Source organism: Kitasatospora sp. NBC_00374, assembly GCF_041434935.1.
GTDB lineage: Bacteria > Actinomycetota > Actinomycetes > Streptomycetales > Streptomycetaceae > Kitasatospora.
The window spans coordinates 4058397-4084487 of the sequence record NZ_CP107964.1 but is presented as its reverse complement, the minus strand read 5'-3'; the positions used below and the strand labels follow the sequence as shown (position 1 = coordinate 4084487).

The 26091-nt window shown below is 74.0% G+C and carries 25 protein-coding genes and 1 pseudogene; 15 read left to right on the top strand and 11 right to left on the bottom strand.

Going from position 1 to position 26091, the window contains the following annotated elements; all coding sequences use genetic code 11:
- Positions 1-69 precede the first annotated feature (69 nt).
- Positions 70-1629, bottom strand: a complete 1560-nt coding sequence (locus tag OG871_RS18345; protein WP_371497906.1) for an MFS transporter — start codon at positions 1627-1629, stop codon at positions 70-72.
- Between the two features lie 97 nt (positions 1630-1726).
- Here OG871_RS18345 and OG871_RS18340 point away from each other — a divergent pair, with 97 nt between their 5' ends.
- Positions 1727-2308 (top strand): TetR/AcrR family transcriptional regulator, encoded by a 582-nt coding sequence (locus tag OG871_RS18340; RefSeq protein ID WP_371497905.1) that lies wholly within the window; start codon positions 1727-1729, stop codon positions 2306-2308.
- Between the two features lie 80 nt (positions 2309-2388).
- Here OG871_RS18340 and OG871_RS18335 read toward each other — a convergent pair whose 3' ends face one another.
- A complete protein-coding gene (locus OG871_RS18335) occupies positions 2389-2721 on the bottom strand; it encodes a cupin (protein WP_371497903.1) in 333 nt (110 codons plus the stop codon).
- A 137-nt stretch (positions 2722-2858) separates the two neighbouring features.
- Between OG871_RS18335 and OG871_RS18330 the strand changes: the two genes are divergently transcribed.
- Positions 2859-3134: a hypothetical protein gene (locus OG871_RS18330; protein ID WP_371497902.1), complete on the top strand. Its 276-nt coding sequence runs from the start codon at positions 2859-2861 to the stop codon at positions 3132-3134.
- A 75-nt stretch (positions 3135-3209) separates the two neighbouring features.
- Here OG871_RS18330 and OG871_RS18325 read toward each other — a convergent pair whose 3' ends face one another.
- On the bottom strand, positions 3210-4367 hold the full coding sequence (locus OG871_RS18325) for an acyl-CoA dehydrogenase family protein (protein WP_371497900.1): 1158 nt from the start codon (positions 4365-4367) through the stop codon (positions 3210-3212).
- 187 nt (positions 4368-4554) lie between these two features.
- On the opposite strand from OG871_RS18325, the gene OG871_RS18320 reads away from it, so the two are divergent.
- The 3 genes from OG871_RS18320 (at position 4555) to OG871_RS18310 (ending at position 10659) form a co-directional block, all read left to right on the top strand.
- Positions 4555-5697 carry a TetR/AcrR family transcriptional regulator gene (locus tag OG871_RS18320; RefSeq protein WP_371497899.1) on the top strand — a complete coding sequence of 381 codons (1143 nt, stop codon included), beginning with the start codon at positions 4555-4557 and terminating at the stop codon, positions 5695-5697.
- Between the two features lie 512 nt (positions 5698-6209).
- A complete protein-coding gene (locus OG871_RS18315) occupies positions 6210-8159 on the top strand; it encodes an ATP-binding protein (protein ID WP_371497898.1) in 1950 nt (649 codons plus the stop codon).
- A gap of 142 nt (positions 8160-8301) precedes the next feature.
- Complete coding sequence (locus OG871_RS18310) at positions 8302-10659, top strand: hypothetical protein (RefSeq protein WP_371497897.1); 2358 nt, start codon at positions 8302-8304, stop codon at positions 10657-10659.
- On the opposite strand, the gene OG871_RS18305 is transcribed toward OG871_RS18310, so the two are convergent.
- Both OG871_RS18305 and OG871_RS18300 read right to left on the bottom strand, forming a co-directional pair.
- Positions 10647-10874 carry a hypothetical protein gene (locus OG871_RS18305; RefSeq protein WP_371497896.1) on the bottom strand — a complete coding sequence of 76 codons (228 nt, stop codon included), beginning with the start codon at positions 10872-10874 and terminating at the stop codon, positions 10647-10649. The two genes, OG871_RS18310 and OG871_RS18305, sit on opposite strands and share 13 nt — an antisense overlap.
- On the bottom strand, positions 10871-11260 hold the full coding sequence (locus OG871_RS18300) for a hypothetical protein (RefSeq protein ID WP_371497895.1): 390 nt from the start codon (positions 11258-11260) through the stop codon (positions 10871-10873). The genes OG871_RS18305 and OG871_RS18300 overlap by 4 nt, the downstream gene beginning before the upstream one ends.
- A 185-nt stretch (positions 11261-11445) precedes the next feature.
- On the opposite strand from OG871_RS18300, the gene OG871_RS18295 reads away from it, so the two are divergent.
- The 8 genes and pseudogenes from OG871_RS18295 (at position 11446) to OG871_RS18260 (ending at position 20037) form a co-directional block, all read left to right on the top strand.
- The gene (locus OG871_RS18295) at positions 11446-12501 is read left to right on the top strand and encodes a Scr1 family TA system antitoxin-like transcriptional regulator (protein WP_371497894.1); all 1056 of its coding nucleotides are present in this window, start codon (positions 11446-11448) and stop codon (positions 12499-12501) included.
- A gap of 28 nt (positions 12502-12529) precedes the next feature.
- Positions 12530-12652, top strand: a complete 123-nt coding sequence (locus OG871_RS18290; RefSeq protein ID WP_371497893.1) for a hypothetical protein — start codon at positions 12530-12532, stop codon at positions 12650-12652.
- Between the two features lie 715 nt (positions 12653-13367).
- Positions 13368-13775, top strand: coding sequence for a hypothetical protein (locus OG871_RS18285; protein ID WP_371497892.1), 408 nt, complete (start codon positions 13368-13370; stop codon positions 13773-13775).
- A gap of 16 nt (positions 13776-13791) precedes the next feature.
- Positions 13792-14066 (top strand): annotated as a pseudogene (locus tag OG871_RS18280) (DedA family protein); the annotation flags it as partial.
- A 77-nt stretch (positions 14067-14143) separates the two neighbouring features.
- Positions 14144-15937, top strand: a complete 1794-nt coding sequence (locus OG871_RS18275) for a threonine/serine exporter family protein (RefSeq protein WP_371497891.1) — start codon at positions 14144-14146, stop codon at positions 15935-15937.
- 54 nt (positions 15938-15991) lie between these two features.
- Entirely contained in the window at positions 15992-17083 is a 1092-nt protein-coding gene (locus tag OG871_RS18270; RefSeq protein ID WP_371497890.1) for a hypothetical protein, read from the top strand.
- 220 nt (positions 17084-17303) lie between these two features.
- Complete coding sequence (locus OG871_RS18265; RefSeq protein WP_371497889.1) at positions 17304-18560, top strand: C40 family peptidase; 1257 nt, start codon at positions 17304-17306, stop codon at positions 18558-18560.
- A 193-nt stretch (positions 18561-18753) separates the two neighbouring features.
- The gene (locus OG871_RS18260) at positions 18754-20037 is read left to right on the top strand and encodes a GNAT family N-acetyltransferase (protein WP_371497888.1); all 1284 of its coding nucleotides are present in this window, start codon (positions 18754-18756) and stop codon (positions 20035-20037) included.
- A gap of 70 nt (positions 20038-20107) precedes the next feature.
- On the opposite strand, the gene OG871_RS18255 is transcribed toward OG871_RS18260, so the two are convergent.
- From OG871_RS18255 to OG871_RS18245, 3 genes are all read right to left on the bottom strand, one after another.
- Positions 20108-20845 (bottom strand): TetR family transcriptional regulator, encoded by a 738-nt coding sequence (locus tag OG871_RS18255; protein ID WP_371503352.1) that lies wholly within the window; start codon positions 20843-20845, stop codon positions 20108-20110.
- Positions 20846-20943: 98 nt separating this feature from the next.
- A complete protein-coding gene (locus OG871_RS18250; protein WP_371497887.1) occupies positions 20944-21432 on the bottom strand; it encodes a thiol-disulfide oxidoreductase DCC family protein in 489 nt (162 codons plus the stop codon).
- 27 nt (positions 21433-21459) lie between these two features.
- Positions 21460-21864, bottom strand: a complete 405-nt coding sequence (locus OG871_RS18245) for a hypothetical protein (protein ID WP_371497886.1) — start codon at positions 21862-21864, stop codon at positions 21460-21462.
- Between the two features lie 98 nt (positions 21865-21962).
- Between OG871_RS18245 and OG871_RS18240 the strand changes: the two genes are divergently transcribed.
- Positions 21963-22496, top strand: a complete 534-nt coding sequence (locus OG871_RS18240; protein ID WP_371497885.1) for a GNAT family N-acetyltransferase — start codon at positions 21963-21965, stop codon at positions 22494-22496.
- Here the strand turns inward: OG871_RS18240 and OG871_RS18235 are convergent.
- Complete coding sequence (locus tag OG871_RS18235; protein ID WP_371497884.1) at positions 22477-22956, bottom strand: macro domain-containing protein; 480 nt, start codon at positions 22954-22956, stop codon at positions 22477-22479. The genes OG871_RS18240 and OG871_RS18235 overlap by 20 nt on opposite strands.
- 88 nt (positions 22957-23044) lie before the next feature.
- Positions 23045-24238 (bottom strand): MFS transporter, encoded by a 1194-nt coding sequence (locus OG871_RS18230; protein ID WP_371497883.1) that lies wholly within the window; start codon positions 24236-24238, stop codon positions 23045-23047.
- Between the two features lie 124 nt (positions 24239-24362).
- On the opposite strand from OG871_RS18230, the gene OG871_RS18225 reads away from it, so the two are divergent.
- Positions 24363-25328, top strand: a complete 966-nt coding sequence (locus OG871_RS18225) for a LysR family transcriptional regulator (protein ID WP_371497882.1) — start codon at positions 24363-24365, stop codon at positions 25326-25328.
- Positions 25329-25441: 113 nt separating this feature from the next.
- On the opposite strand, the gene OG871_RS18220 is transcribed toward OG871_RS18225, so the two are convergent.
- Positions 25442-26047, bottom strand: coding sequence for a YceI family protein (locus tag OG871_RS18220; RefSeq protein ID WP_371497881.1), 606 nt, complete (start codon positions 26045-26047; stop codon positions 25442-25444).
- Positions 26048-26091 lie beyond the last annotated feature (44 nt).

The window sequence follows — 26091 nt, the reverse complement described above, 5'->3', positions numbered from 1 at the left end:
CCCCGGCCGACTGGTGTCGGCCGGGGCCCGGATGATCCGCAGGTGGTCGGCCCGGCGGGCCTCGCCGGGTCAGACGGTGACCGGCTGCTCCTCGGCCGCGGCCGGGGTGCCCGCGGGAGCGGCCGGCAGGTGCCGCATCAGCCGGTTGGCGGCGAGCGCGGCGCCGAGCATGATCAGCAGGCCGGCCACCGCCGCCACGTGCATTCCGTCGGCGAAGGCCGCGCGGCCGGCCGCCAGCAGCTCGGTGCCGGCCGGGCCGGAGATCCGGCCGGCCACCGTGACGGCTCCGCCCAGGGTGTCCTGCGCCGCCCTGGCCGCGTCGGCGGGCAGTCCGGCGGGCATCCTGCCGTCCAGCTGGGTCCGGTAGATCGCGGCGCCGGCCGCGCCGAGCAGGGCGATGCCCAGCGAGCTGCCCAGCTCGCTCGCGGTCTCCGAGGTGGCGGAGGCGGCGCCGGCCCGCTCGGCGGGGGCGGCGGAGACCACCATCTCGGCGGTCAGGGTCATGGTGCCGACCGCACCGGCCGCGATCACTCCGGCGGCGGTCAGGATCAGGGCCAGCGGGGTGTCGGGACCGACCAGGGCCATCAGGCCGAAACCGGCCGCACTGATCACGAACCCGCCGGTCATCAGGGTCGCCGGGCGGACCTTGCCGGCCAGGGCGCCGATCCCGCCGACCGCCGCGCCGACGCCGACGCTCGGCAGCAGCGCCCAGAGCGAGGCGGCCAGCGGGCTCAGGCCCTTGACCAGCTGCAGGTACTGGGAGGTGAAGAGGGTGAAGCCCATCATGGCGAACATCGCGATGGTGTTGACGGTGATCGCACCGCTGTAGGTGCGGATCCGGAACAGGCTCAGGTCGATCAGCGGGTCGGCCGCGGTCCGCAGCCGGGCCACCAGGCCGGCCCCGGTCAGCAGGCCGGCGGCGAGGACGAGCAGCGGCGGCAGGCTCCAGCCGTCCACGGCCAGGGTCTTGATCCCGTAGACCACCGGCAGCACGGTGGCGATCGACAGTGCGGCGCCGGCCAGGTCGAAGCGGCCGGTGGCGGCGGCCCGGTACTCGGGCAGCAGGGCGGGCGCGGCCAGCAGCACCAGCAGCATCACCGGCACGGCGGCGAGGAACGCCGAGCCCCACCAGAAGTGGTTCAGCAGCAGTCCGCCGGCCACCGGGCCGAGCATGGCGCCGCCCATCATCGCCGCGCTCCAGATGCCGATCGCGGCCTGCCGCTGCTTGGCGTCGTGGAACATGTTGCGGATCAGCGCCAGCGTGGACGGCATCAGGGTGGCCCCGGCGATGCCGAGCAGGGCCCGGGCGGCGATCAGCTGGGCGGCGCCGTCCGAGCAGGCCGCGACCAGCGAGGCGGTGGCGAAGCCCGCGGCGCCGGCCATCAGCAGCCGGCGGCGGCCGATCCGGTCGCCGAGCGCGCCCATCGGGATCAGCAGGCCGGCCAGCAGGAACGAGTACATGTCCATGATCCACAGCTGCTGGGTGCCGCTGGGCTGCATGTCGGTGGCGATGAACGGGACGGCGAAGAAGAGCACCCCCATGTCCATCGCGATGACGAGGGTCGGGAGCAGGAGGACGGCGAGGCCCGTCCATTCGCGGCGGCCGGCGAGGCCGTTGGTTGCGGTCATGGGGATGACTGTACGAGCGTGTGACACATCTGTCTAGTACAAGCGTCTGACTCGTTCGTGCGAGACGATCGTCCATCTCTGGCGTAGCATCGATCGCATGGGAAACCGCGAGGATCTGCTGGCGGGCGCCAAGCGCTGCCTGCTCGACAAGGGCTACGGGCGCACCACCGCCCGGGACATCGCCTCCGCCGCCGGCGTCAGCCTGGCCGCGATCGGCTACCACTACGGCTCGAAGGACGAGCTGCTGGCGCAGGCGATGATCGCCGCGCTGGAGGACTGGGGCGCGGCGGTCGGCGCGGCGCTCTCCGAGGCCGCCGGGGTGTCCGACCCGAAGGAGCGGTTCGCCGCCGCCTGGGACCAGGTGCAGCGCACCTTCGTCGAGAACCGCGGCCTGTGGACGGCGCAGTTCGAGGTACTGGCCCGCACGGACGACGCCAAGGGGCTGCGCCAGGCCTTCGACGAGGCCCAGCGGGACGGCCGGCTCGGGCTGGCCGCGATCTTCCAGGGCCTGGAGGAGGTCCCCGACACCCCGGACGAGATGGCCCGAGGCGCCTTCTACCAGGCCCTGCTGGCTGGGCTGGCGGCCCAGTGGCTGATCTCGCCCGAGCAGACGCCCAGCGGCGCGGAACTGCTGCGCGGGCTGGAACTGGTCAGCGAAGGCGTCCTCGGCAGGAGCTGACCCGGGGGTGCGGCCAGGCCGGCCCCGGTCGGTCGAGCTCGGTCGGTCGAGCTCAGCCGGTCGGCCTCAGCCGGTCACGCTCAGTTGGTCACGACCGTGAGCAGCACCACCGAGTCCACGTGCGCGAGCAGTCCGTGCCGCTCCTGCGGGATCGGGTGGAGCTGCCCGGCCGAGAGTTCCCGGCGGCGGCCCGCGACCGTCAGCGAGACCCGGCCGCGCAGCACCAGCAGGCTGGCGGCCACCGGGGCGTTGTGCTCGTCCAGCGCGGCGTCCGCCCGGAGCGCGATCACGGTCTGCCGCAGGACGCTGTCGTGCAGCAGCAGGTGGGCGCTGCGGCCGTGCGGGGAGGCGGCGGCCTTGGCGCTGTGCTCGTCGGCCAGCGCGTTCAGATCGACGGGTGCGGGCTCGGACATCGCGGCCTCCTGCGTGGGCGGGACCCCCGCCGTGACCCTAGGCCCGGACGCGCCCTCCGCGCGCGCTGGACCGCCACCAGGGGGTACGTCGGGCCTCTCCGGGTGCGCGATGGCTCCCTCGGGCCGATGGTGGAGGTATGGCGACCAACAACAGGCTCAGCGACGGATTCAACGTCAACCGCACGGCGCTCACCGCCGGTGCACTGATCGGCGGTGTGGGCGCCCTGCTCACCATGGCGGGCGCGGTCATCGTCGGCATCTCACTCGCCTCGGCCGGACGCGACTACGTCCGGCGGATGGAGACCTCCCCCGCCGAGCGGGCGACCCGGGCGATGCAGCAGGCCCGGGCGGCCTCGCTGGCCGGGCTGGAGGCCTGGCGCAGCGAGGCGGGTCAGAGCAGCTCGATGAACTGACCCCGGCCGCACCGCGACTGCCGCCCCCGGCTCAGGTCCGAGGGCGGCAGCGGGCGTGCCCGGACCCGCCCGGCGTCACAGGCCCAGGGACTTGGCGATGATGCTGCGCATGACCTCGCTGGTGCCGCCGTAGATCCGGAACACCCGGTTGTCGGTGTAGAGCCGGGCGATCGGGTACTCCAGGATGTAGCCGTAGCCGCCGTGCAGCTGGAGGCACTTGTCGATCACCTGGGAGGCCGACTCGGTGCAGAACAGCTTGGCCGCCGCGGCGTCCGCGACCGTCAGCTCGCCGTGCTGGTAGAGCTCCAGTGCGCGGTCCACCATGGACTGCTGGGCGACCACCTGGGCCTCGCAGTCGGCCAGGGTGAACTTGGTGTTCTGGAACTCGGCGACGGCCTTGCCGAAGACCTTGCGGTCCTTCACGTACTGCACCGCGAAGCGGACGGCGGCCGCGGCGGAGGCGTACGCGCCGACGGCGATGGCCAGGCGCTCCTGCACCAGGTTGTGGGTGAGGTAGCTGAAGGCCTTGCCCTCCTCGCCGAGCAGGTCCGCGACGGGGACCTGGACGTCGCTGAAGGCGAGCTCGGCGGTGTCGGAGGTGCGCAGGCCGATCTTCTGCAGTTTGCGGCCGACGGTGTAGCCCTCGGAGGTGGTGTCCACGCAGAGGATGGACAGGCCGGCCCGGCGGTCCTGGGGGTCGGGCGGGGAGGTCCGGCAGACCACCAGGACCAGGTCGGCGAGCACGCCGCCGGTGATGAAGGTCTTGGCGCCGTTGAGGACGTAGTGGGTGCCGTCCGCGGAGAGCTTCGCGGTGGTGGTGATGCCGGCAAGGTCGGAGCCGGCGCCGGGCTCGGTCATCGCGATGGCGGTCATGATGTCGCCGGAGACGAAGCCCGGCAGCCAGCGGCGCTTCTGCTCCTCGTTCGCGTACTCCAGCAGGTAGGGCAGCACCAGGCCGGTGTGCACCCCCGAGGAACCGAAGGTGACGCCCGCGCGGGCGCACTCCTCGCTGACCACCGCCTGGTACTTGAAGCCGCTCTCGCCCGCGCCGCCGTACTCCTCGGGCACCTCGATGCCGTAGACGCCGAGCGCGCCGAGCTTGCGGTAGAAGTCGCGCGGCGGGTGGCCGGCGGTCTCCCAGCTCTCGTAGACCGGGACGACCTCCTTGGCGATGAAGTCCCGGATGGTCTCCCGGAAGGCCTCGTGGTCCTCGGTGAAGACGGTACGGCGCACGGTGGCGCTCCCTTCGGACAGCGGCTGATCGCGGGACAAGTTAATCGCCGGTAGCCTCGACTGTCCAGCATCGATGCGCTGGCCGTGGGGTGAAGGAAGCCGGTGGCCCACGGGTCGAGCCGGGCTCAAGTGAATCCTTGCTACCCTGAGCGCCGATTTGGCGGACAGTGGGTGAGGGGTGGAGGCGGTGGCGGAGCGGGAGATCGTGCGGCGCCCGCCCGGGCGCCGGGCGCAGATCCTCGCCGCCGCGGTCGGGCTGTTCCACCGGCACGGCTACCACCAGGTGTCGATGGCGGAGGTGGCCGCCGAGGTGGGCATCACCGCGCCCGCGCTGTACCGGCACTTCCGGGGGAAGCCCGAACTGCTGCGGTGCGCCGTCGAGTCGGAGCTGGCCGTGCTGGGCGAGGCGGTCCGGCGCGGGGCCGACGGGCCGGACGGGCTGTGCGCGGCGCTGGCGGCTGCGGCGATCGAGCACCGGGCTCTCGGAACGCTGTGGCAGCGCGAGGCGCGACTGCTGCAGCCCGGTCAACAGGCACTGCTGCGGCGGCAGTTGCGCGGGCAGGTGGCACAGATGGCCCGGGTGGTCGGCGGCCCGGCGGTGGTGGGCGCGGAGTTCCGCTGCTGGTCGCTGCTCTCCGTGTACGGCAGCCTGTCGCACCACACCTTCGCGCCGTCGCGGCGGCGCTTCGAGCGGCTGCTGCGACAGCTCGGCGCTGCGCTGCTCACGGCCGAGGAACTCCCCGGCCGGGGAGCCCTTGAGGCGGTCGGGCCCGGCGGCGTGCCGGTGGGGTCGCGGCGGGAGGAGCTGCTGGCCGCCGCCGTCCGGCTGTTCGACACCCGGGGGTTCGACAACGTCAGCACCGAGCGGCTGGGCGCGGCCGTCGGCATCGCCGGCCCGAGCGTCTACAAGCACTTCGCCACCAAGACCGGGCTGCTGGCCGCGGCCCTGGTGCGCAGCCGGGAGCGGCTGTGGCACGAGGTGGGCGGGGCCCTGGCCGACGCGTCCTCGCCGGGGGACGCGCTCTCGGCGGGGCTGACCGGCTACCTGGACTTCGCCCGGCGCAACAGCCACTACCTGGGCGCGATGCTCCGGGAGACCGAGCGGTTGGCGCCGCCGGACCGGAAGGCCGCGCTGGACTTCCGGCGGGACTTCCTGCGCACCTGGGTGGACCTGCTGCGGCAGCTGCGGCCGGAGTACGACCGGGCGGAGGCGCGGATCCGGGTGCACGCGATGTTCGCGCTGGTGAACGACGGGGTGCGGCACCGGTCGGGCGGCGTGGAACCGGCGCCCGGGCTGGAGACGTTGAGCCGGGCGGTGCTGGGTCTGTAGACGACGGGGGTGAGGGGGCGGCCCCGCGCGGGCCCACCCCCTCACCGGTCATACCGGAGCCGGTACCGGTCTAGTGGATGTCGGCCTGGGCGGTACCGATACCGGCGACGAGGAAGGCTCCGAGAGCGGTGACGGCGGCCGCCGCGCGAATACGGGACACGGTGGTCTCCCTGCTGGGTGCGAAAAAATGGCGCCCCGGGGTTGGCCGTCCCGTTCGCGCCGGTCCTGGCGTCGCCTCATCAGGATTGCTCAGACGGCCTATTGACCACCAGCGGTGGTCGGACGGTTCGCCCGAAGGTGTCACGGATATCGGGTAACCCCGGAAAGCGTCACCGGGCCCAAACGTGTGCAAGCCTGCGGGAATCGCCCCGAAGGGCGGTGATTTCCCCCACCCGGCGGGGTGGCCGACGGGTGGCGTTCACGTCAACTCGCGGTTGACCGGGTATCTCATCGGATCAAGGGTGACAGAAAGTGCTGGTCGATAGATTGTCGTACTGGCAGACTGGGGCCTCATGTCTCAAGGTCTGCCGCCCGGTCACGGGCCCGCCGGCGATTTCTCCGCCGCCGACAATCTGCGCACGACCGAGGTCGATCTCGGCGGCCTGGTGAGTGTTCTCGCCACCCATCTCTACTCCACCCCGCTGGTCGCCCTGCGCGAACTCGTGCAGAACGCCCACGACTCGCACACCCGGCTCAGGCTGGAGGACCCGGACACCGCCGCCGCGCCGCTGATCAGGGTGCGCGGCGACGCGGCCCGCCGCACCGTCGCCATCGAGGACACCGGCGCCGGCCTCACCGAGCCGGAGATCCACGCCTACCTGGCGACCGTCGGCACCGGCTACACCCGGATGCTGCGCGAACTCACCGGGAACCAGGACCTGATCGGCGCCTTCGGCCTCGGCTTCCTGTCCGCCTTCTCGGTCGCCGACGAGGTCACCGTCACCACCACCTCGCACCGCGAACCGCACCTCGGCCACCGCTACCGCAGCCGCGGCGGCGAGCAGTACAGCGTCGAGCCCGTCGCGCCCAGGCCCGCCCCCGGCACCGAGGTCGAACTCCGGCTCAAGCCCGAACACGCCCACCTGGCCGACGAGTACGCGCTGCGCGAGGTGCTCGGCCGGTACTGCGTGCTGCTGCCGATCCCGGTCTACGTCGGCGACGACGAGACGCCGGTCAACGACGTCCCGGTGCCCTGGCGCACGGAGCAGCCGAACGGCGACCCGCACGCCGCGCGGATGCGGTTCGCCACCGCGTTCGGCCGCCGGTTCGAGCCGCTCACCGCCTTCCCGGTCGAGCCGGTCGAGGGGAGGACCGACGCCGCCGGCCTGCTCTGGGTGCAGGACGGCGGCACCTACGGCTCCAGCGACAACCGCGACCTCTCCGTCTACCTGCGCGGCATGCTGCTCTCCGAGGACGCCCGCGACCTGCTGCCCAGCTGGGCCGGGTTCATCGGCGGCGTGGTCGAGTCCAGCCGGCTCACCCCCACCGCCAGCCGCGAGGACCTCCAGCGCGACGACCACTACCGCGCCCTCCAGCAGGCCCTCACCGACGCCATCGTGGACGGCCTCTACGAGACCGCCCGGCTGCACCCCGCGGCCTGGCGGCGGATCCTCGCCCGGCACGGCCAGGACCTGCTCGGTGCCGCGCTCTGCGACGACCGCCTGTTCACCCTGCTCGCGGACGACGTCCCGGTGCCCACCTCGCAGGGCGACCTGACGGCCGGCGCGCTGCGGGCGGCCGGCTCGGGCGCCGTGCACGTGGCGCTCGGCAGCGGCGGCGGCTTCGAGGAGATGCTGTACCGCGCCATGCAGGTGCCGATCGCCCGCGGCGACCGGTACGCCGTGCTGCCGTTCCTGCGTCGCTACGCCCAGCTGCGGGACTGCCGGATCGTCGAACTCGGCAGCGAGAGCGGCAACCGGGAGCTGTTCCGCGACCCGGAGCGCCCGCTGCCCGCCGAGGAGACCGCCTGGCTCGGCGCCGCCCTGGCCGACGAGGGCGAACAGCTCGTCCCGGCCCGGTTCGACCCGCCGGGCCTGCCGCTGGTGCTGGTGCCCGACCGGGAGGCCGAGCTCAAGGCCCGGATCGAGGACGACCAGGCCGATGCCCGGATCCCCTCCGCCGCGCTGCGGCTCGCCCGCGCCTTCACCGCCAGGACCGACGGCGCCGTACAGGCCCGGCTGTACCTCAACCTCGCGGCCCCCTCCGTCCAGGACCTGCTGACGGCCTACCGCACCGGGCACACCGGCAGCACCACGGCTGCCGCGCTGCTCCGCTCGCTCAAGGTGATCATGGCTTCCGCGGCCGGCTCCGCGGCGGGCGACCTGACGGCGGCGCTGGCCGGCGTCGGCACCGCGGTCTCCGCGCTCACGGCCGCGATGCCCGCGACGGTCGCCGTACCCGACCGGCTGTCGGGACCGGCCGCCACCCCGACCGTGGACGAGAAGCCGGGCGAGCCCGGATGACGGCGGCACACGGCACCGCCGGTACCACCGTCGCCACCCGAAGCACCCGAAGCACCCGAACCACTGGTTCCACCGGCACCACCGGTACCACCGAGTCGGCCGCGCACCCGGCGGCCGCACCGCACCACGGGGGGAACACCGCATGACCACCGACATCTGGGGCTGGGTGCACGACACCCACCGCCAGCTCGCCGAGTCCGGCCAGCACCGGCTGGCCACCGCGCTCGCCGAGATCGCCGGCCACGCCGTCGAGGGCCGCAACGAACAGCTGGACGCCATGTACCCGGAGGCACTGGCCTCCGCCCGGGCCCTCGGACTGCCCTGGGTCGAGGTCTTCCTGCGCCACTGGCGGCTGCAGAACCTGCTGAACAAGCGTCACCAGGGCGAGGCCGCGATGGCCGAGGCCGTCTCCCTGCTGGAGTTCGCGCACCGGGAGGAGACCGCGAGCTGCCCGCAGTCGGTCTGCGCCGTCCAGGACTTCACCATCTGCCACGCCAACATCGACGGCCCCGGCTACGTCCCCGAGCGCCTCGCCGTGCTGGAGGAGACCCTGCAGCGGGTCGAACCCGCCCGGGCCTGCTTCGACTGCCTCTCCCGCGAGTACGCCGACACCCTGGAGGACGACGACCGCAGCGAGGAGGCACTCGGCCACCTCGACCGCGCCCAGGCCCGGATCCAGGCCGCCGGCGAACAGGTCTCGCTCGCCTTCGGCCACAGCCGCGCCTCCGCCCTGCACCGGCTCGGCCGCTACCAGGACGCCCTGGCCGCGTACGACACCGCCGAACACGCCCACGTCGCCGGCCGCAACCGGCTCGACGACGACGACCGCCGCAAGCTCGCCGCCGGCCGCGCCCTCAACCTCGCCGCCCTCGGCCGTACCGACACCGCCCTCGAACTGCTGCCCCCCGCCGAGGAGGCCGACCAGTACGCCGACATCCGGCACCGCTGGGCCCGCGCCGTCGAACTCCTCGCCGAGGCCGGCGCGCTGCCGCACGGCGCACTCGCCAACGACGCCGAACTCGGCGCCCTGCTGGCCCGCTGGGTCGGCCACCTCGACACCGCCGGCTCGCACCGCCCCTGCCTCGACCTGCTGCTGGCCGCCGGCCGCCTCGCCGTCGCCCGCGGCGCCCGGACGGTCGCACTCACCCTGGTCGCCACCGGCGAGCGCAAGCTCGCCGCGCTGCGCCGCACCGACGGCGTCGCCGACCGGCTGGCGGACCTGAAGACCGCCGCCGAGGCGCTGCCGGTCGCCGAACTCCCGGTGCCGGCCGCCGACCTGGTCGACTGGCTGGCCGAGCACACCCCCGCCCCGGAGACCGGGGCGGACCTGCTGTCCGCCGCGCGCACGGACCCCGCCGCCGACACCCCCGCACTGGTGGCCAACCTGGCCGCGGTGCTCGGCCTGCTCGGGCACACCCGCGCCGCCGCCGACCTGCTCTGGGCCGAACTGGACGGGGGCCGCGACCAGGACTACCTGGCAGGCATGCTCGGCTCGATGCTGATCGACGCCCGTGACGGCGACGGCGTCCGCCGCCTCGCCGACCGGCTGCTGACCACGGCACCCTCGGACGCGCACTGGCTGCGCGCCCGCTGGGCCGCCGCCGAAGACCGGTGGGCCGAGGTCGGCGAGCACTGCGCGGGAGTGCTGGCCCACGAGCCGGACGCCATCAACACCCGCCGGCTGGCCGCCACCGCGGCCACCAGGACGGGCGACCACGCGGCAGCCCAGCGGATCTACCAGGAGCTGCTGGAGTACGCGCTTGACCCGGCCGAGGCCGGGCCCGAGGAGCAGCACCGCACCGTTCAGGAGCCCGACCTCTGGCACCTGATCACCGCCGCCTCCGCCAACCGGGACTGGGACACCGTCCGCGCGGTCGGCGCCCGGCTGGAGATCGAGTTCGAGGAGGACTCGGGCCCGGTCGAGGAGGAGTGGCAGATCATCACCCTGCGGGCCACCCGGACCAACGGCTCCACCGCCGAGTTCCCGGCGATCCGCACCGGCCCGGCCACCGCCCGGGTGCTGCCCGTGCTCGGCGACGAACTCCCGCTCAACCACCGGGACACCGTGGTCTTCGGGCCGGCGGTGCTGAACGACCCGCCCGAGACCGACGAGGCGCGCGAGCACTGGCGTCCCATCTTCGAGATGCTCACCCTGCTCGACCCGGCCGGCTACACCACCCACTGGCTGGACGGCGCCTGGCCCGGAGACGAGCACTGGGTCGCCCTGCGCGGCGCCCTCCAGGAGGCCGGCTTCGGAGTCTGGGCGTACAGCGGCGACCAGTACCACGTCACCGACCCGGCGGACGAGGACGGCGAGGGCCTGCCCGGCATCTACGCCGCGCTCGGCGTCCCGCCCACCGCCTCGGCGGCGGACGCGGACGCCCTGCTGCTGCGGCTGACGGCCGCCTGGCCGCACCCGGTCAGCTGGCTGGACCTGGCCGAGGCGGGCGGGCTGGACACCGCCCGGCACCGGGAGATCGTCGAGCGCTACGGCCTCTGACCCGGCCCGACTGCCGTCGCGGCGGGGGAGCGGGCTCCGCCGCCGCGATGGCAGATGTGCACGAACGCGAGGTGGTGCGGGTACGCCGCCTGATGGCCGCCCAGCCACCTCCGGGCGGCCTCCTCACCGTCGGACAGCCCCGACTCGGCCCCGCAGGGCGTACCCGAGGCGTCCCGCTCCAGGCAGCGGAAGCCGTGCAGCGCCGTCTCGTTCACGCCCGCTCCCCGGCCGCCCGGACCATCCGCGGATCGGCGTCCCACTCCCGCCCGCCCCCGCGCGGACGCAGCCACCACCGCCCGTCGGCCTCGCCCCGGAACTCGCCCACCCGGCCCGAGGCCAGGTCCACCACCGGCTCGCCGACGGCCGGCTGCCACGGCGCCGTCGACCCCGCCCACACCACCGCCGCGAGCCGCAGCGCGACATCGGGCCGGACCGCGCCGAGCTCCACCAGGACGGTGCCGGAGACCCGGGCGGAGCGCCAGTCGACGCCGAGGGAGGGAAGTCTGACGTGCGCGGCGTCCAGGGATCTGGTCAACTCCCGCAGCGCGTAGGCCGCTTCTCCGCGGGCGTCGGCCGTGTGCCGGTCGATCACGGACCCCACGGCGGTCACCCGGCCTTCGGCGGCGCGGGCCGCTCGGTCACGGCGTGCATGGTCGCTCCTTCCGTCGGGTGCGCTCCCGCGCGCCCCGGATACGTTGCTCTCTGCCACCAAGCATGACCGCGGAGTAGTAGCGTGACGAGGGATCAAGCGTGCCATCCGGGAGCGTCACGGCGGGAGTTGGAAACATGGTCCGACGTGCGGCGATCGCTCCGAAGGGGGAGCAGTGTTCGCCCCAGTTCCTCGCCTGGCTGCTCACCACCGCACGCGAGCGGGCCGGGCTGACCATCACCGACCTGGCGGCGAAGCTGCACTGTGACCGCTCCCTGGTCTCCCGCATCGAGTCGGGTGACCGGGTGCCTCAGGCGAGGCTGATCCAGCACTGCGACGAGCTGCTCGGTACGGGGGATCTGCTGGCCGCGGCGTGGGCCAAGGTCGACTGGCACCGGGAGGTCGAACACCCGGACTGGTTCCGCCGCTATGTGGAGATGGAGGCGGAGGCGACGGTGGTTCGCGAGTACCAGAGCTCGTGGGTCTCCGGCCTGCTGCAGACACCCGCCTATGCACGGGCCATCCTGTCGCAGGGCGACGCCGCAGGCGACGAGGCGTTGATCGCCGAGCGGGTGGCGGCAAGGTTGAGCCGGCAGAACCGCTTCCTCGCCCCCGACGGGCCGCTGCTGGTCGTGGTGCTGGACGAGTCGGCCATCGAGCGGCGGGTCGGCGGACGGCAGGTCATGTACGAGCAGTTGCAGCATCTCCTCAGGGTGGGGGCGCGCCCGAACGTCGTGCTCCAGGTGGCGCCGTACGAGCTCGGCGAACGGACGCCCGCAGGTGTGTCGTTCACGCTGATCGATCTGCCCGAGGGCGCGCAGTGGCTCTACACTGAGGGCCTGGCCAAGGGCCATTTCATCAGTGAACCGCACCAGTTGCTGCGACGCTCGAAAGCCTATGAACGACTCAGGGCCGACGCGCTGTCCGCATCGGATTCGGCAAGGCTGATCCGCAGTGTCATGGAGGAGCTGTTGAACGTGAGCCCCAAGGCCGACCTCAGCGCCGCGCACTGGTTCAAGAGTGCGCACAGCGATCAGGAGGGCGGCAACTGCATCGAGGTGGCCTACAACCTCGACGCCGTCGTCCCCGTGCGTGACTCCAAGAGCCCCGATGCCCCCGGGCTCGTCTTTCCGCGGGATGCCTGGGCGGCCTTCGTCCGGGCCGCCGCCGCAGGGGCGTTCGGCGAGGTCTGAGGCGGGGACGGGGGTGGGGTGCGGGCACTTGGCGAAGTCGGCGCACCAGTACTCGGGCCCGCCGCTGAACCCGCCGGAGCAGCTGGTGCCGAACTGGTCGCCGCCGAGGCTGTTGTGGGTGGGGTTGTCGGCGCAGGTGCTGGCGCTCTAGCCGACGTTCGCGGCGGCGAGGGCCGCGGCGTCCGTGCCGGTCGCGGCTGATGCGGTCTGGGTTCCGGTGACGGCCGGCAGCGCGAGGGCGACCACGAGGACGGCCGTGCCGGATATCCGTCAGGCTAAGTTCTTGAGCTTCACCGTTCTCCTTGAGGAGGAAGGGCAGCTCGGGGCCGCGGACCGGGACTGAGGCCGGTTCTGCGGTGCGGGCCCCGCGGGCCTGGTCGAGTCTTGGCGAGCCGCGTGTCGCCGCCGTCGCGCGACCGGCGTACGGGTGTCCACGGTTTCGCCGGGATGTGTGAGTTTGCCCGCGCACGTGGATGAACCCGGTCGGCGGCCGGTACGACTGAGGGCGAAGCACCGATGTCGAGCGGGGGGTACGGGCCATGGGTGGGATGCATCGCACGGTGGGTGCCGGGGCGGCCGGGGCGGCCGGGCGGGCGTCGCGGCGGAGGTCGGCGGGCGGTCTGGGCCGGAGTGCCGCCATCGCGTTCGGGGCCTTCGGGCTCAGGCCGGTGCCGCCCGGCCGGCCCGTCCGGGAGCAGGACTACCGGTAGTCGGCGGCGCCCCGGGCGCGTCGACGGCCAGGGGGGCGTGCGGGAGGGCGCTCGTTCTGAGCTCATGTGCGCCGGTCAGCCCTGCCACATCTGTTGACAGGAAGCCGTCGCCGCTGGAGCCTCGCGGTACGGCACGAGTCAAGGGGGAGAAGACATATGACGACCTATCAGGCAGGCGCCGTCGGTCCGATGCCGAAGGCGCTGAAGTTCGCGATCGGGGGCATCGTCGTCCAGGCGCTGATCAACGGCTTCGCCGGGGTGCTGTTCTATGCGCTCGCGAGCGACGAGGCCTCGCACGGCAACGACGACGGCACCGGCCTGATCCAGCTGGTCGCGTTGGTCTCGATCGCCGTCGCGGTGCTGCTGGTGGTGTGCGCGGTGCTGACGCCGCGCCGGTACGGCTGGGTCCGCGCCGTGGTGATCACGGTCGAGGTGGTGTCCGTGATCAGCTCGGCCGTCGCGCTGTTCTCGGGTGCGGTCGCGGCCGTCGGCGGCATCGCGATCGCCCTGGCGATCATCAAGGCCTACGCCTCGGGGGAGAGCGGAGCCTGGTTCACCCGCTGAGCGGGCGGCACGGGCCAAGGCGATCGTGCTGGCCCGCTTCGTCCCGGTGATCCGCACCTTCACCCCGGTCGTGGCGGGCGTCGGCCGGATGAGCGCCGGACCTTCGTCCTCTACAACGTGATCGGTGGCGTGTACAACGTGATCGGTGGCGTGCTCTGGGGCGCGGGCGTCACCGCGCTCGGCTACTTCCTCGGCAGGATCGCCTTCGTCCGGGACAACATCGAGTTCATCTGCCTCGGCGTCGCGCTGGTCTCCGTCCTCCCCGTGGTGTTCGAACTGCTCCGCGCCAGGCGCTCGCACGCGGCCGACTCCCGGGCCTGAACCGACCGGCCGGAGAGTCTTAACCGCAGGTCCACCGCACCGTACATATGCACCGGGCCGTTCGATCGGGCAAGGTGGGGGCAGAAACGGGAGCACACCGTGGCCGGCGCGGCCACCAGGGGCGGCGAGGAGCGGACGTGCCGAAGCGGGGCCGGCAGGACGGCGGCAGTGAGACCACGGCACCGGACGCGCCGCCGCCCACCGAGGGCCTGCTCGGCCCGGACGCGCCGCCGGTCGAGCCGCAGACCGTCACCCCGCTCGCCCCGGCCCCGCTGCAGACCGACGGCCTGCTCGCCCCCGCCCCCGCCGACCAGCCCCGCAGCGTCGCCGAGGACACCCTCACCCCGGAGGACTGGCGCGCCGCCGGCTACACCCCGGCCGCCGGCATCGCCATATCCGCCCTGCAGCCCGGCGCGCCCGGCGACGCCCCCTGGCCGGACCGGATGCGCACCCTGCTGCGCACCCCGATGGCAGAGCGCCCCGCCTTCGAGCGGACCTCCCGCGAGCTGCACCCCTCCGCCAGCGGCCGCAACGTGCCGCGCATCCTCGACCTGACACTCCGGATCGGCGAGCTGCTGCTCGCCAGCGGCGAGGCCGCCGAGGACGTCGAGGCCGCGATGCTCGGCATCGCCCACGCCTACCGGCTGGACCACTGCGAACCGCAGGTCACCTTCACCCTGATCTCCATCTCGCACCAGCCCTCGCTCACCGACGCCCCCGTCACCGCGGACCGGGTGGTGCGCCGCCGCACCTCCGACTACACCCGCCTCGCCGCCGTCTACCGGCTGGTCGCCGACATCACGGCCGAGCGGGCCGGCATCAACGACGCCTACCGCCGGCTCGCCCGGATCCGCCGCAACCGGCACCCGTACCCGATCTGGGTGCTCGCCCTGGCCACCGGCCTGCTGGCGGGCGCGGCCACCTTCCTGGTCGGCGGCAAGGTCGACGGCAAGGCCTGGCTGGTGTTCGGCAGCGCCTTCGTCGCGGCCGTCCTCGGCGACCGGCTGGCCGCCCTGATCGCCAAGCGCGGCCTGCCCGAGTTCTACCAGTTCGTGATCGGCGCGATGCCGGCCGCCGCCTTCGGCATCGCGCTCTCCTTCAACGACCTGCACCTGCGCGGCTCGGTGGTCATCACCGGCGGACTGTTCGCCCTGCTCCCCGGCCGGGCCATGGTCGCCGCCGTCCAGGACGGCCTGACCGGTTTCTACATCACCGCCGCCGCCCGCCTGCTCGAAGTCGTCTACCTGGTGGCCGGCATCGTGATCGGCGTGATGCTGGTGCTGTACGTCGGCGTCAACTTCAACGCGAACCTGCGGCCGGACGAGAGCCTGGCCGGCTCGGTCGACCCGCCGCTGCAACTGCTCGCCGCGATGGTGCTCACCGCCGCCTTCGCGATGCTGCTGCAGACCGACCGCCGCGCCCTGCCCATGGTGGTGCTCAACAGCGCCATCGGCTGGTCCACGTACGGCGTCCTGGCCTACAACGCCGAGATCTCCCCGATCGTCTCCACCGGCCTCGCCGCCGGCCTGGTCGGCCTCTTCGGCCAGCTGATGGCCCGCTACCGCTACGCCTCCGCGCTGCCCTACGTGACCGCCGCGATCGGCCCGCTGATGCCCGGATCCGTGCTCTACCTCGGCATGCTCGCCCTCGCCCAGGGACACTCCAGTGCGGGGCTGGTCTCGATCAGCCGGGCAGCGGCGATCGCGATGGCCCTCGCCATCGGGGTCAACCTGGGAGGCGAGGTCGCGCGTCTGTTCATGAAGGCACCCGGTGCCACCGACCGCATCGCGCCGTACCTGCTGGTACCCCGCAGAGCGGCGAAGCGCACCCGGGGGTTCTGACCGGCCGTTAGCCGGAAGGACCGTGAGCACCACCGAACGAAGGCAAGCACCACGATGATCGGCACCCTGCTGGACGGCTACCGCGAGCACATCGTCGCGACCCACAAGCAACCGCTCTTCCTGCTGCTCGCCGGCTTCATCACCTCCTTCGTCTGCATCCGCTTCAGCGTCCGGATGATCCGGGCCAAGGTGCGCTGGTGGCCCGGCAACATCGCCCCCGGCGGCCTGCACATCCACCACATGGTCTTCGGCCTGGGCTTCCTGCTGCTCGGCGGCATCGGAGTGATCGCCACCAACGGCGGCCACCCCTGGATCAACTGGTTCGGGCTCAGCTTCGGCATCGGCTGCGGGCTGGTGCTGGACGAGTTCGCCCTGATCCTGCACCTCGACGACGTCTACTGGAGCGCGCAGGGCCGCAAGTCGGTGGACGCGGTGATCCTCGGCATCCTGGTCACCGCCCTGCTGCTGACCGGCTACGTCCCGCTCGGCGTGGTACCCGGCCAGAGCTCGCCCACCGGCTGGGGCCGCTGGGGCCTGGTCGCGGTGATCTCCGTCAACGCGCTGCTGTCGGTGGTCGCCCTGCTCAAGGGCAAGGTGTGGACCGGGCTGCTCGGCATCATGGTGCCCGGCCTGTCCGCCGTCGGCGCCGTCCGGCTGGCCCGGCCGACCAGCCCCTGGGCCCGCTGGCGGTACGCCGACCGGCCGCGCCGCAGGCGCCGCGCGGTACGCCGCGAACGGCTGCTGCACGCCCGGGCCGACCGCGCCCGCACCTGGCTCTTCGACCTGATCGCCGGCGCCCCCGACAAGGTGCCCGCCCACCACACCGCCACCCACCGGGTCGCCGAGCGGATGGCCGCCCGGGCCACCGCCCACCTGGACGCCCACGCGGCCCGCTCGCTCGCCCGCCGTTCGGCCCGGCTCGCCGACCGGCGCTCCGCGTCCCCGGTGGCCCAGCGGGCCCACCCGTCCGCCGGCCCGGACCCGGAGCGGGAGGACGGCGCCCGCCGGCGCCGCCGTACCGTGCACGCCGGACGGCTGCGCACCTATGCCGTCCGGCCCGGTTCGGACCGCCCCGCCTCCGCAGCCGCGGGCGCCCGCACGCCGTACCGGCACCCGCGGCTGCCGCACCCCCAGCCCAAGCGCTGAGCCCGGGCCTCGCCGCCGCACAGCAGGCCCCGCCCGCGCTGCCGCCGCCGATGGCGCCGAGGGGCCGCCGAGCAGACAATCCGACATCTCACCCGGGCGGCCGTATGGCGGTCTCACCGGCGGGCGGCCGTCTCTGGGAAAATCACCGTGAGTGACCGGATGGTCACCTGGTGGGGCAGGGGACCGACCATCAGCCGAAGACGGAAGAAAGGCCGTGGCCGTGGCCCGCAGACTGCTGCCGACGCTCGTGCTCACCCTCGCCGGCGTGGTGGGGCTGCTGCCCGGAGCCGCCGCCGCGCCCGTGCCCGCCACCGCGGTGGCGCCCGCCGAGGACGCGTACCCCTCGGCCGAGGAGGTCGCCCGCGCCAAGGCACAGGCCGACGCCAAGGCCGCCGCGAGCAGCACCGTCGAAGCCCGGCTCGCCGCCGCCCAGGCCGCCCTGGCCGAAGCCGGACGAACCGCCGAGCAGGCCGTCGAGGCCCACAACGGCGCACAGGTCGGGCTGGCGCGGGCCCGGACCGCGGCCGCCGCCGCCGGCCGGCGCTCGGCCGAGGCGCAGACCGCCCGCGCCGCCGCCGCCGAACGGGCCGCCCAGCTCGCCGCCGAGACCTACCGGCAGGGCGCCTCCGCCGAACTCTCCGCGATCGACGCCCTGCTGGGAGCCCGCGGCCCGCGCGCCGCCACCGAGCAGGCCGCCGCCGTCGGCATGGTCGGCAGCCGGGCCCGGCAGATCCTGGACGAGGCCACCGCCACCGCCGCCGAGGCCACCCGCGCCGCGGACGCCGCCCGCGCCGCCGAGGACGAGGCCCGCCGGGCCGCCGACAACGTCCGGACCACCAGGGAGCAGGCCGAGGCCCAGCTGGCCGCGCGGCAGGACCAGGCCGCCGACACCGCCCGGCGACGGGACCAGCTCCTCACCGAGCTGGCGGCGGCCCGCAACACCACCCTCGACCTGGAACGCCGCCGCCAGGAGGCCCTGGAGGCGATCGCCGCCCGGCAGGCCGAGGAGGAGGCCGCGGCGGCCGCCCTGGCCGCCGCCGCGGCAGCCGCCGCCGTGCCGGCCGCCCCCACGGCGCCGTCCCGGCCCGCCACCGACAACGCCTGGTCCGCGGGCGGCGCCCAGGCCGCCGTCGCCTTCGCCCGCGCCACGATCGGCCTGCCCTACCTCTGGGGCGGCGAGGGCCCGACCGGGTACGACTGCTCGGGGCTGACCATGATGGCCTGGCGCACCGGCGGCAAAAGGAGCCTCACCCACTTCGCCGCCGACCAGTACGCCGAGTCCACGCCCGTCTCGTACCGTCAACTCCGCCCCGGCGACCTGATCTTCTGGACCAGGACCGGCCGCCCCCAGGACATCTACCACGTCGCCATCTACCTCGGCGGCGACCAGATGATCGAAGCCCCCCGCCCAGGCGCGGCCATCAAGCAGGCCAGCCTCTGGATCATGGGAATCCCCGACTTCTACGCCCGCCCGTAGCCCATAGCCCGTAGCCCGCCGCGGGACGCGGTTCCCCTGACCGCACCGGGTGGGTGGTGCACCGCCGTTCCCACGTTTTTCTGCCGCCGTTGCCGTGCGGCCGGGCCGCCGCGCCGCAGGGGTGCCGGGGCACTGGGCCAGGGGGGGCGGAAAAGCAGATGCCGCCCCCAGCGCCGCGCCGTACGGTGGCCGGATGGGCAACGTCGCACGGGGCCGCCCCGGCCAGGAGATCGAGATCCGCGCGGTGACCGCGGAGGAGCTGCCGGACTGGGACCGCGCCATCGCCCGCGGATTCCTGAGACCGCACCTGGAGCCCGGCCTGGACTGGCGCCGGCTGCTGTTCGAGCCGGGCCGCAGCCTCGGCGCGTTCGACACCTCCGAGGGCGGCGACCGCTGCGTCGCCACCTTCCGCAGCTTCGACAGCGAGCTGACGGTGCCCGGCGGCGCCACCCTGCCGGTGGACGCCATCACCTCCGTCACCGTCACGGCCACCCACCGCCGCCGCGGCCTGCTCACCGCCATGATGGACCACGACCTGGCCGCCGCCCGCGAGCGCGGCAGCGCCGCCGCCATCCTGATCGCGGCCGAGTACAACATCTACGGCCGGTACGGCTTCGGCCCGGCCACCCAGGCCCAGGGGCTGCGCATCGACCTGACGCGCTCGGGCGGCCTGCGGGCCGGCCTGCCCGTCCCGGACGGCGGCCGGATCGACTTCGTCGACATGGCCGACCTCCGCAAGCTCGGCGGCGACCTGCACGAGCGCTGGCGCCGCACCCAGCCGGGCGCGATCAGCCGCTACGACGCCTGGTGGCGCCTGCACACCGGTGACGTCACGCTGCCCGGCTTCGACTGGAAGGAGCCGTTCGCCGCACTCCACCGCGACGCCGACGGCCAGGTCACCGGACTGATCACCTACACGGTGGACGACAAGTGGGCGGGCAACCTCCCCGACTGCACGCTCACCGTCCTGGACCACTTCGCCCTCGACCAGCCCACCGCCAACGCGCTCTGGCAGCTGGCCTTCTCGGTCGACTGGGTCCGCACCGTACTGGTCGAGAGCCTCGGCGCGGACGACCCGCTGCGGCTGCTGCTCAACGACCCGCGCGGCGCCGCACCGGCCGACGAGACCGGGGACTTCACCTGGCTGCGCCTGCTGGACGTCCCCGCCGCCTTCGCCGCCCGGACCTACGCCGCACCCGGCCGGATCGTCCTGGACGTCACCGACCCGGCCGGTTACGCCGCGGGCCGGTGGGCACTGGAGACCGCCGCCGACGGCACCGGCCGCTGCGTCCCGACGGACGACGCCCCCGACCTCGCCCTGGCGGCCGCCCGGCTCGCCGAGCTCTACCTCGGCACCGGAAACGCGACCCGGCTGGCCGCCGCCGCCCTGCTCACCGAGGTCCGCCCCGGCGCGGCCGCGGCCGCCGACCTGCTGCTGCGCACCCCGCGGCAGGCCTGGAATCCGGACGGCTTCTGACGGACGGTCGGCGAAGGCCGGTCCGCCGGTCAGGGCGGCGGGTACGGGCGACTCGGCGGGGAAGGCGACGTCACGGGCGGACGGTACGACCGACGGTCGGCAGCACGAAGTCCTGGATCAGCCCCTTGGCGTCGCGCACCAGCGGACGGAAGACCCGGTACCGGGAGAGGTTGACCACCTTGGCCACCAGCGGGGTGCAGCGCTTGACGAAGGCGCGGGTCCGCTCGGTGTCCGGGGTGCGGTCGAACACCCAGTACAGCACCACGATCATCAGGTGCAGCCAGAGCAGGTCGGGCATCAGCTCGACCAGCTCGGCGTCCAGCTTCGGCGCCAGGTCGGAGCCGCTGAGGGTCTCCCGGAACAGCTCGACCGCCGTCGCGCGGGCCGGGTGCGACTCGTTGGAGAACGGGCTGAGCGGGCTGTCCGGGTCGGCCGCCGTGCGGAAGAACTGGGCGGCGAACTCGTGGTAGCCCGCCGCGCAGTCCAGCCAGGAGGTCAGGGTGATCTCCAGCCGCTCGGCGAAGTCCCTGGTGTGCGCCATCCGGGCCCGGGCGTCGGCCGCGTGCTCGTACGTCATCCGGTCGTAGAAGCCCTGGATCAGGAATTCCTTCGACGCGAAGTAGTAGTAGGCGTTGCCGACCGACACCCCGGCTTCCTGGGCGATCGCGCGCATCGTCGTCTTGTCGTAGCCGCGTTCCTGGAACAGCCGCATGGCGGTCTCCAGGATCAGGGCCCTGGTCTGCTCGCTCTTGTCGGTCTTGGGCAGTGCCCTGCCGCCGCGTACCTCGCCAGCCGGGACGGGCGGGATGCCCGTGCCGGCGGCGAGGTCCTCGGCGGTCCGCCCGGTGGTGCCGGGTCCGCTGCTCTCACCCTGAGTCGATGCCACGTCGTCCACGGTCCCTGAGCCTAGCCCGGCAGGGCACAGGTCCCCGAGTCGCAATCGATCCCCGTCCCGCCGGGCCGGGCCGTACCGGATGACCCCTGTACACCCGGTACGGCCCGGCCGGCCCCCGTGGCCGCGCGGTACTGGCTGGCGGCGTAGGCCGCGGCCCTGGCCAGCGGGAGGCCGGCCGGGGTGCCGAGGCGCTGGGCGAGCGCCCGGTGGCCGGCGAGGGCCCAGAGGCAGGCGACGAAGGCGGGTGCCCCGCGCCAGACCTCCCCGGTGTCGCCGACCACGGTGATCTCGCCGAGCGAGGCGTCGTGGTCGAGCCCGGGGTAGCGGGCCCGGGCCTCCTCGGTGGCGACCCGGACGAACTCCAGCGGCACCAGCTGGCGCTGGGTGCGCAGCCATCTGGTCAGGTGGCGGCAGAGCCCGCAGTTCGGGTCGTGCAGGACGGTCAGCCGCCGTACGGGCGGCAGCGCCGTGATCGGGCTGCCCGTGATCGGGCCGCTCATGGCCGGACTGCTCATGGCCGGGCCCGCTCAGACCTGGCCGGGCTGCAGCCAGGCCTGCGGCGGGACCGGCGGCCGCTGCTGCTTGTCGAGGCTGCCGCGGCGGCGGATCCGGTTGAGCACGTACACGTTGCCCAGGTGCATCACCCCGAGCAGCAGCAGGACGGTGCCGAGCTTGTAGGAGAGGGCGTTGAAGACGCCCTGGAGGTCGGCCACCACCTCGTCGTTGCGCATCCAGAGCGCGACGAAGCCGAGGTTGATCAGGTAGAAGCCGACGACCAGCAGCTGGTTGACGGCGTCGGCGAGGCGGTCGTCCCCGGAGAACACGTCGGCCAGGAAGATCCGGCCGTTCCGGCTGAGGGTCCGGGCCACCCAGACCGTGACGCCGGTGGCGACCGGGAGGTAGGCGGCATAGCTGACAACTGCGTAGTCCATCGGGACCACTCCGTTTCGAACGTGTTCAAAACCTTCTGGGCATGACTGTAGGGGGTCTTTTGAACATGTTCAAGTGGCCGGTGTGGGAGGGTGGGGCGATGGAATCGGAGATCGTCATCAGGGTGGGCGGCGAGGCCGACGCGGACGCCGTCGCGGCCCTGCACGCGGAGAGCTGGCGGACGGCCTACGCGGGTCTGGTCCCGGACGAGGCGCTCGGCGACGGGATGCCGGCCGAGCGGCGCGAGCTCTGGCAAATCCGGCTCGGCGCCGACTACGGCGAGCCGGCCAACACCCCGACCCTGCTGGTCGCCGAGGGCCGGGGCGGCGACCTGCTCGGCTTCGCCTACCTGGTCCCGGAGGAGGACGGCCGGGCACTGCTCGACAACCTGCACGTCCGGCCCGGCCGCACGGGCGGCGGCATCGGCCGCAGGCTGCTGCGGGCGGCCCTGGACAGCACCCCCGCGCCGGTCCGGCTGGAGGTGCTGCGGGCCAACGTCCGGGCGGTCGCGTTCTACGAGCGCGAGGGCGGGGTGCGTACGGCGGAGGGCACGGCCGCGTTCCCGGGCGGGTACACGCTGCCCGAGTACGAGTACGGCTGGCCCGCCGCCAGGGTCAGTGGTCGTACACCGTGACCGGCACGCCCTGCTCGGTCAGCCGGGCCCGGACCAGCGGCTCCACCCGCTCCCAGCGCCCGCCGGCCAGCCCGCAGCCGATCCGCGGCATGTGGACGGACGCACCCAGCCGTGCGGCCTGCGGGCCGAGCCGGCCCAGCGCCGCATCGATCGCCTCGTAGCGGACCGGGACCCCCGTCGAGCGGCCGGTCCTGATCCCGCGCTGGCCGACCATGTTCGCCACCCACAGGGCGGGACCGACCTGGACCAGTTGCACCGCGCCCAGGCCGAAGTCGTTCCCGGCGCGCTCGCGGTGCCAGCGACGGTACGCCGCCTCCGGCTCCGGCCAGCGCCTGGACAGCGCGAGCACGAAGCCCTTGCCCCAGCCGCCGAGATCGTTGCAGACGTGCGCGATCACCTTGGGGCCCTTCGCCTGCGGCGCGGTGGCGTCACCGCGCAGGTACGTGATCGACGTGTCCATGGGCGGGAGGCTAGCGGACGCCGCCGACAGGCCGCCGGGGGGTTTTCCGGACTCGCACCCGGCCGTCGCAGCCCGAGCGACCGGGTGCTCAGGCCGTGCGTCGCAGCCGGCGGCGTCCGGCGGTGGCGATCAGCAGGGCCAGTGCGGCCCCGGTGACCGGCACCCAGTAGCCGGTGCCCGGGGCCGTCCGCTCGGCGACCGCGCCGCCGAGGGCGGCCCCGACGGAGATCCCGACCAGGATTCCGGCCACGGCGACCGCCATGCCCTCGTTGAGCTGCCGTCGCGGCAGCAGCTCCTGAACCAGCGTCATGCCGCTCACCATGGTCGGAGCCGTTCCGCACCCGGCCGCCAGCAGGGCCACCGCGAGCACGGCGAGGCCGGCCCCGGTCAGCGCGGCGGCGACCGGCAGGAGCAGCAGCGCGGCCATCGCGGCCACCCCGGCCAGCAGCCGGACGGCCGGCGAACGGCGCGGCCGGACCAGCCCGAACGCCAGCCCGCAGACGCAGGACCCCGCGGCCACCAGGGCCAGGAGCACCCCCGCCAGCGGCTTGTGGCCGAGTGCGTCGGTGTACGCCACGGTGGTGACCTCCAGGGAGCCGAAGACCACGCCGGTCGCCAGGAAGGTCAGGACCAGCACCCGCAGCCCGGCGGAGCGCAGCGGCGCCCGGCCGCCGGCCGGGGCCGGCCGGACCGGTGGTTCGGTGGAGCGCTGGGCGGCGAACAGCAGGACGCCGGTGGTGCACAGGGCGCCGGCGGTCAGCAGTCCGGCCTCGGGGGCTATCCCGGTGCTCAGCAGCATCGCCAGGACCGGGCCCGCCATGAAGCACAGCTCGTCCAGAGCCTGTTCGAGCGAGTTGGCGCGGTGCCGGGCGGTCTCGTCGTCCCGGTACAGGTGGGCCCAGCGGGCGCGGGCCATGCCGCCGATGTTGGGTGCCGTCGCGGCTGCCGCCCAGCAGGCGAAGAGCGTCCAGTCCGGCGCGCCGGTGCGGGCGCAGAACACCAGTCCGAGCAGCGGCGCGACCCCGGCCAGCACGGCCGGTACGGCGACCCGGGCCTGGCCGTGCCGGTCGACCAGCCGGCCGAGCAGCGGCATGCCCACCGCGGCGGCGATCACACCGGTGGCGGAGACGGCGCCGGCCAGCGCGTACGAGCCGCGGCGGTCGGCGATCAGCACCAGGGTGGCGACGCCGGTCATCGCGAACGCGAGCCGGGCGAGCAGTCCGGCCAGGGTGAAGGCGAGGCTGCCGGGGGCGGACAGGACACGGCGGTACGGGGCGAACACGGGGCGGGGCTCCTGATCGGTGCGTGCGGTGCGGTGCGGGGCTCCCAGCCTGTCCGGGGGAGCCGCGGGCGGTCCAACACCTGTTCGCAGCGATTCACGCAGTTCTGTTGTTAATCTCTGCCGCATGCCCCGTGACCTGCACCCCCGCCTGCTGCGCGGCTTCGTCGCGACCGCCGAGACGCTGCACTTCGGCCGGGCCGCCGAGCGACTGCACCTCGCCCAGCAGGCGCTCAGCCGGGACATCCGGAGTCTCGAACGGACGCTCGGGGACGCGCTCTTCCACCGTTCCACCCGCAGCGTCGAGCTGACCGACGCGGGGCGGTCGCTGCTGCCCAAGGCCCGGCGGCTGCTGGCCCTGCACGACGAGATCCTGACCGCTGCGGACACCCGGCCGCTGCTGATCGACGTCAACAGCGAACCGGCCGGCCCCGACCAGGCCGAGGGGCGGGTGCTCGAAGCGGCCCGCCGGGCGCTGCCCGAGCAGGAGCTGCTGGCCCGGTTCCACGGCGGGCTGGCGGCCGCGGCGCGGGATCTGGTGGATCATCGACTGGACGTCTCGTTCGGCCGGTTCGCCGGGCTTCCGGCCGTGCTGCGCGCCCAACTCGCGCATGTGCCCGTCCGGTTGGAACGGATGGCGGTGATCCTGCCGGAGGACCATCCGCTCGCCGCGCTGGCGGAGGTGCCGCTGCGTGCGCTGACGGGCCACCCGGTGGACATCTGCGCGGGCAACCCGGCGACCAGCGAGTGGACCGATCTCGGCCGCCGGCTCCTGGACGCGCACGGCCTGGTGGCCGCACCCGGGCGGGCGCCCGCGGTCGGCCTCCGGGAGTTCGGCCGCTACCTGGCCCGGCACCGCGAACCGGTGCTCTCCACCACCGGCGGCCCGCAGATCCCGGGCGGGGTCACCCGTCCGCTGGTCGAGCCGGTGCCGCTGAGCCTGCTGGGCCTGGTGCACCGGCCGGACCTGCGGCATCCGGGGCTGGCCGCGCTGTGTGCGGCGGTCGCCGAACTCGGTGCCGGGGAAGGCTGGTTGCATCGCCCGCCGGGCAGCTGGCTGCCGGCCGAGGACGCCGCCCTGCTGCCGGGCTGAGGTCCCGGGGGCGATGGCTGGCGGACGGCGGGGGCGGGGTCGCGGGTGTGGCGGCGCCCCCGCCGACGGGTGCGGCGGGGGCGGTGCCGGGACACGGGGCCGAGGTGGCCGGATCAGGCCGCCTTCACGGCGGAGATGTCCAGCGTCAGCTTGACCTTCTCGCCGATCAGCACGCCGCCGGTCTCCAGGGCCGCGTTGTAGGTCAGGCCCCAGGAGGTGCGGTCCACGGTGGTGCCGCCCTCGAAGCCGACCCGGTCGGCGCCGTAGACGTCGGTCGCGGAGCCGGTGAAGTCGAGGTCGAGCACGACCGGGCGGGTGGTGTCCTTGATGGTCAGGTCGCCGTGCATCCGGTACGTGTCGGCGTCGACCATCTCGGCGGCCGTGGAGCGGAACGTGATCTCCGGGTAGGTCTCGGCGGCGAAGAAGTCGCCGGTCCGCAGGTGCTCGTCGCGCTGGGCCTGGTTGGTGTTGACCGAGGCGACCTTGATCACCAGCTCGGCGGTCGAGTTGGCGGGGTGCGTGCCGTCGAGGTGCAGCTTGCCCTCGTACTCGGTGAACTCGCCGCGGACGTTGGTCACCATCGCGTGGCGGACGGCGAAGCCGATCCGGCTGTGCGTCGGGTCGATGCTGTAGTCGCCGGTCAGGTGCGCCAGGTCCGGGCCGGCGGGGGCCTCGGCGACGGCGACGGCGGAGTCGTTCCTGCGGTTGAAGATGCCCATGACTGCTCCTCGGGTCGGAAGCCTATTTTGTTGAGGCTTCAACT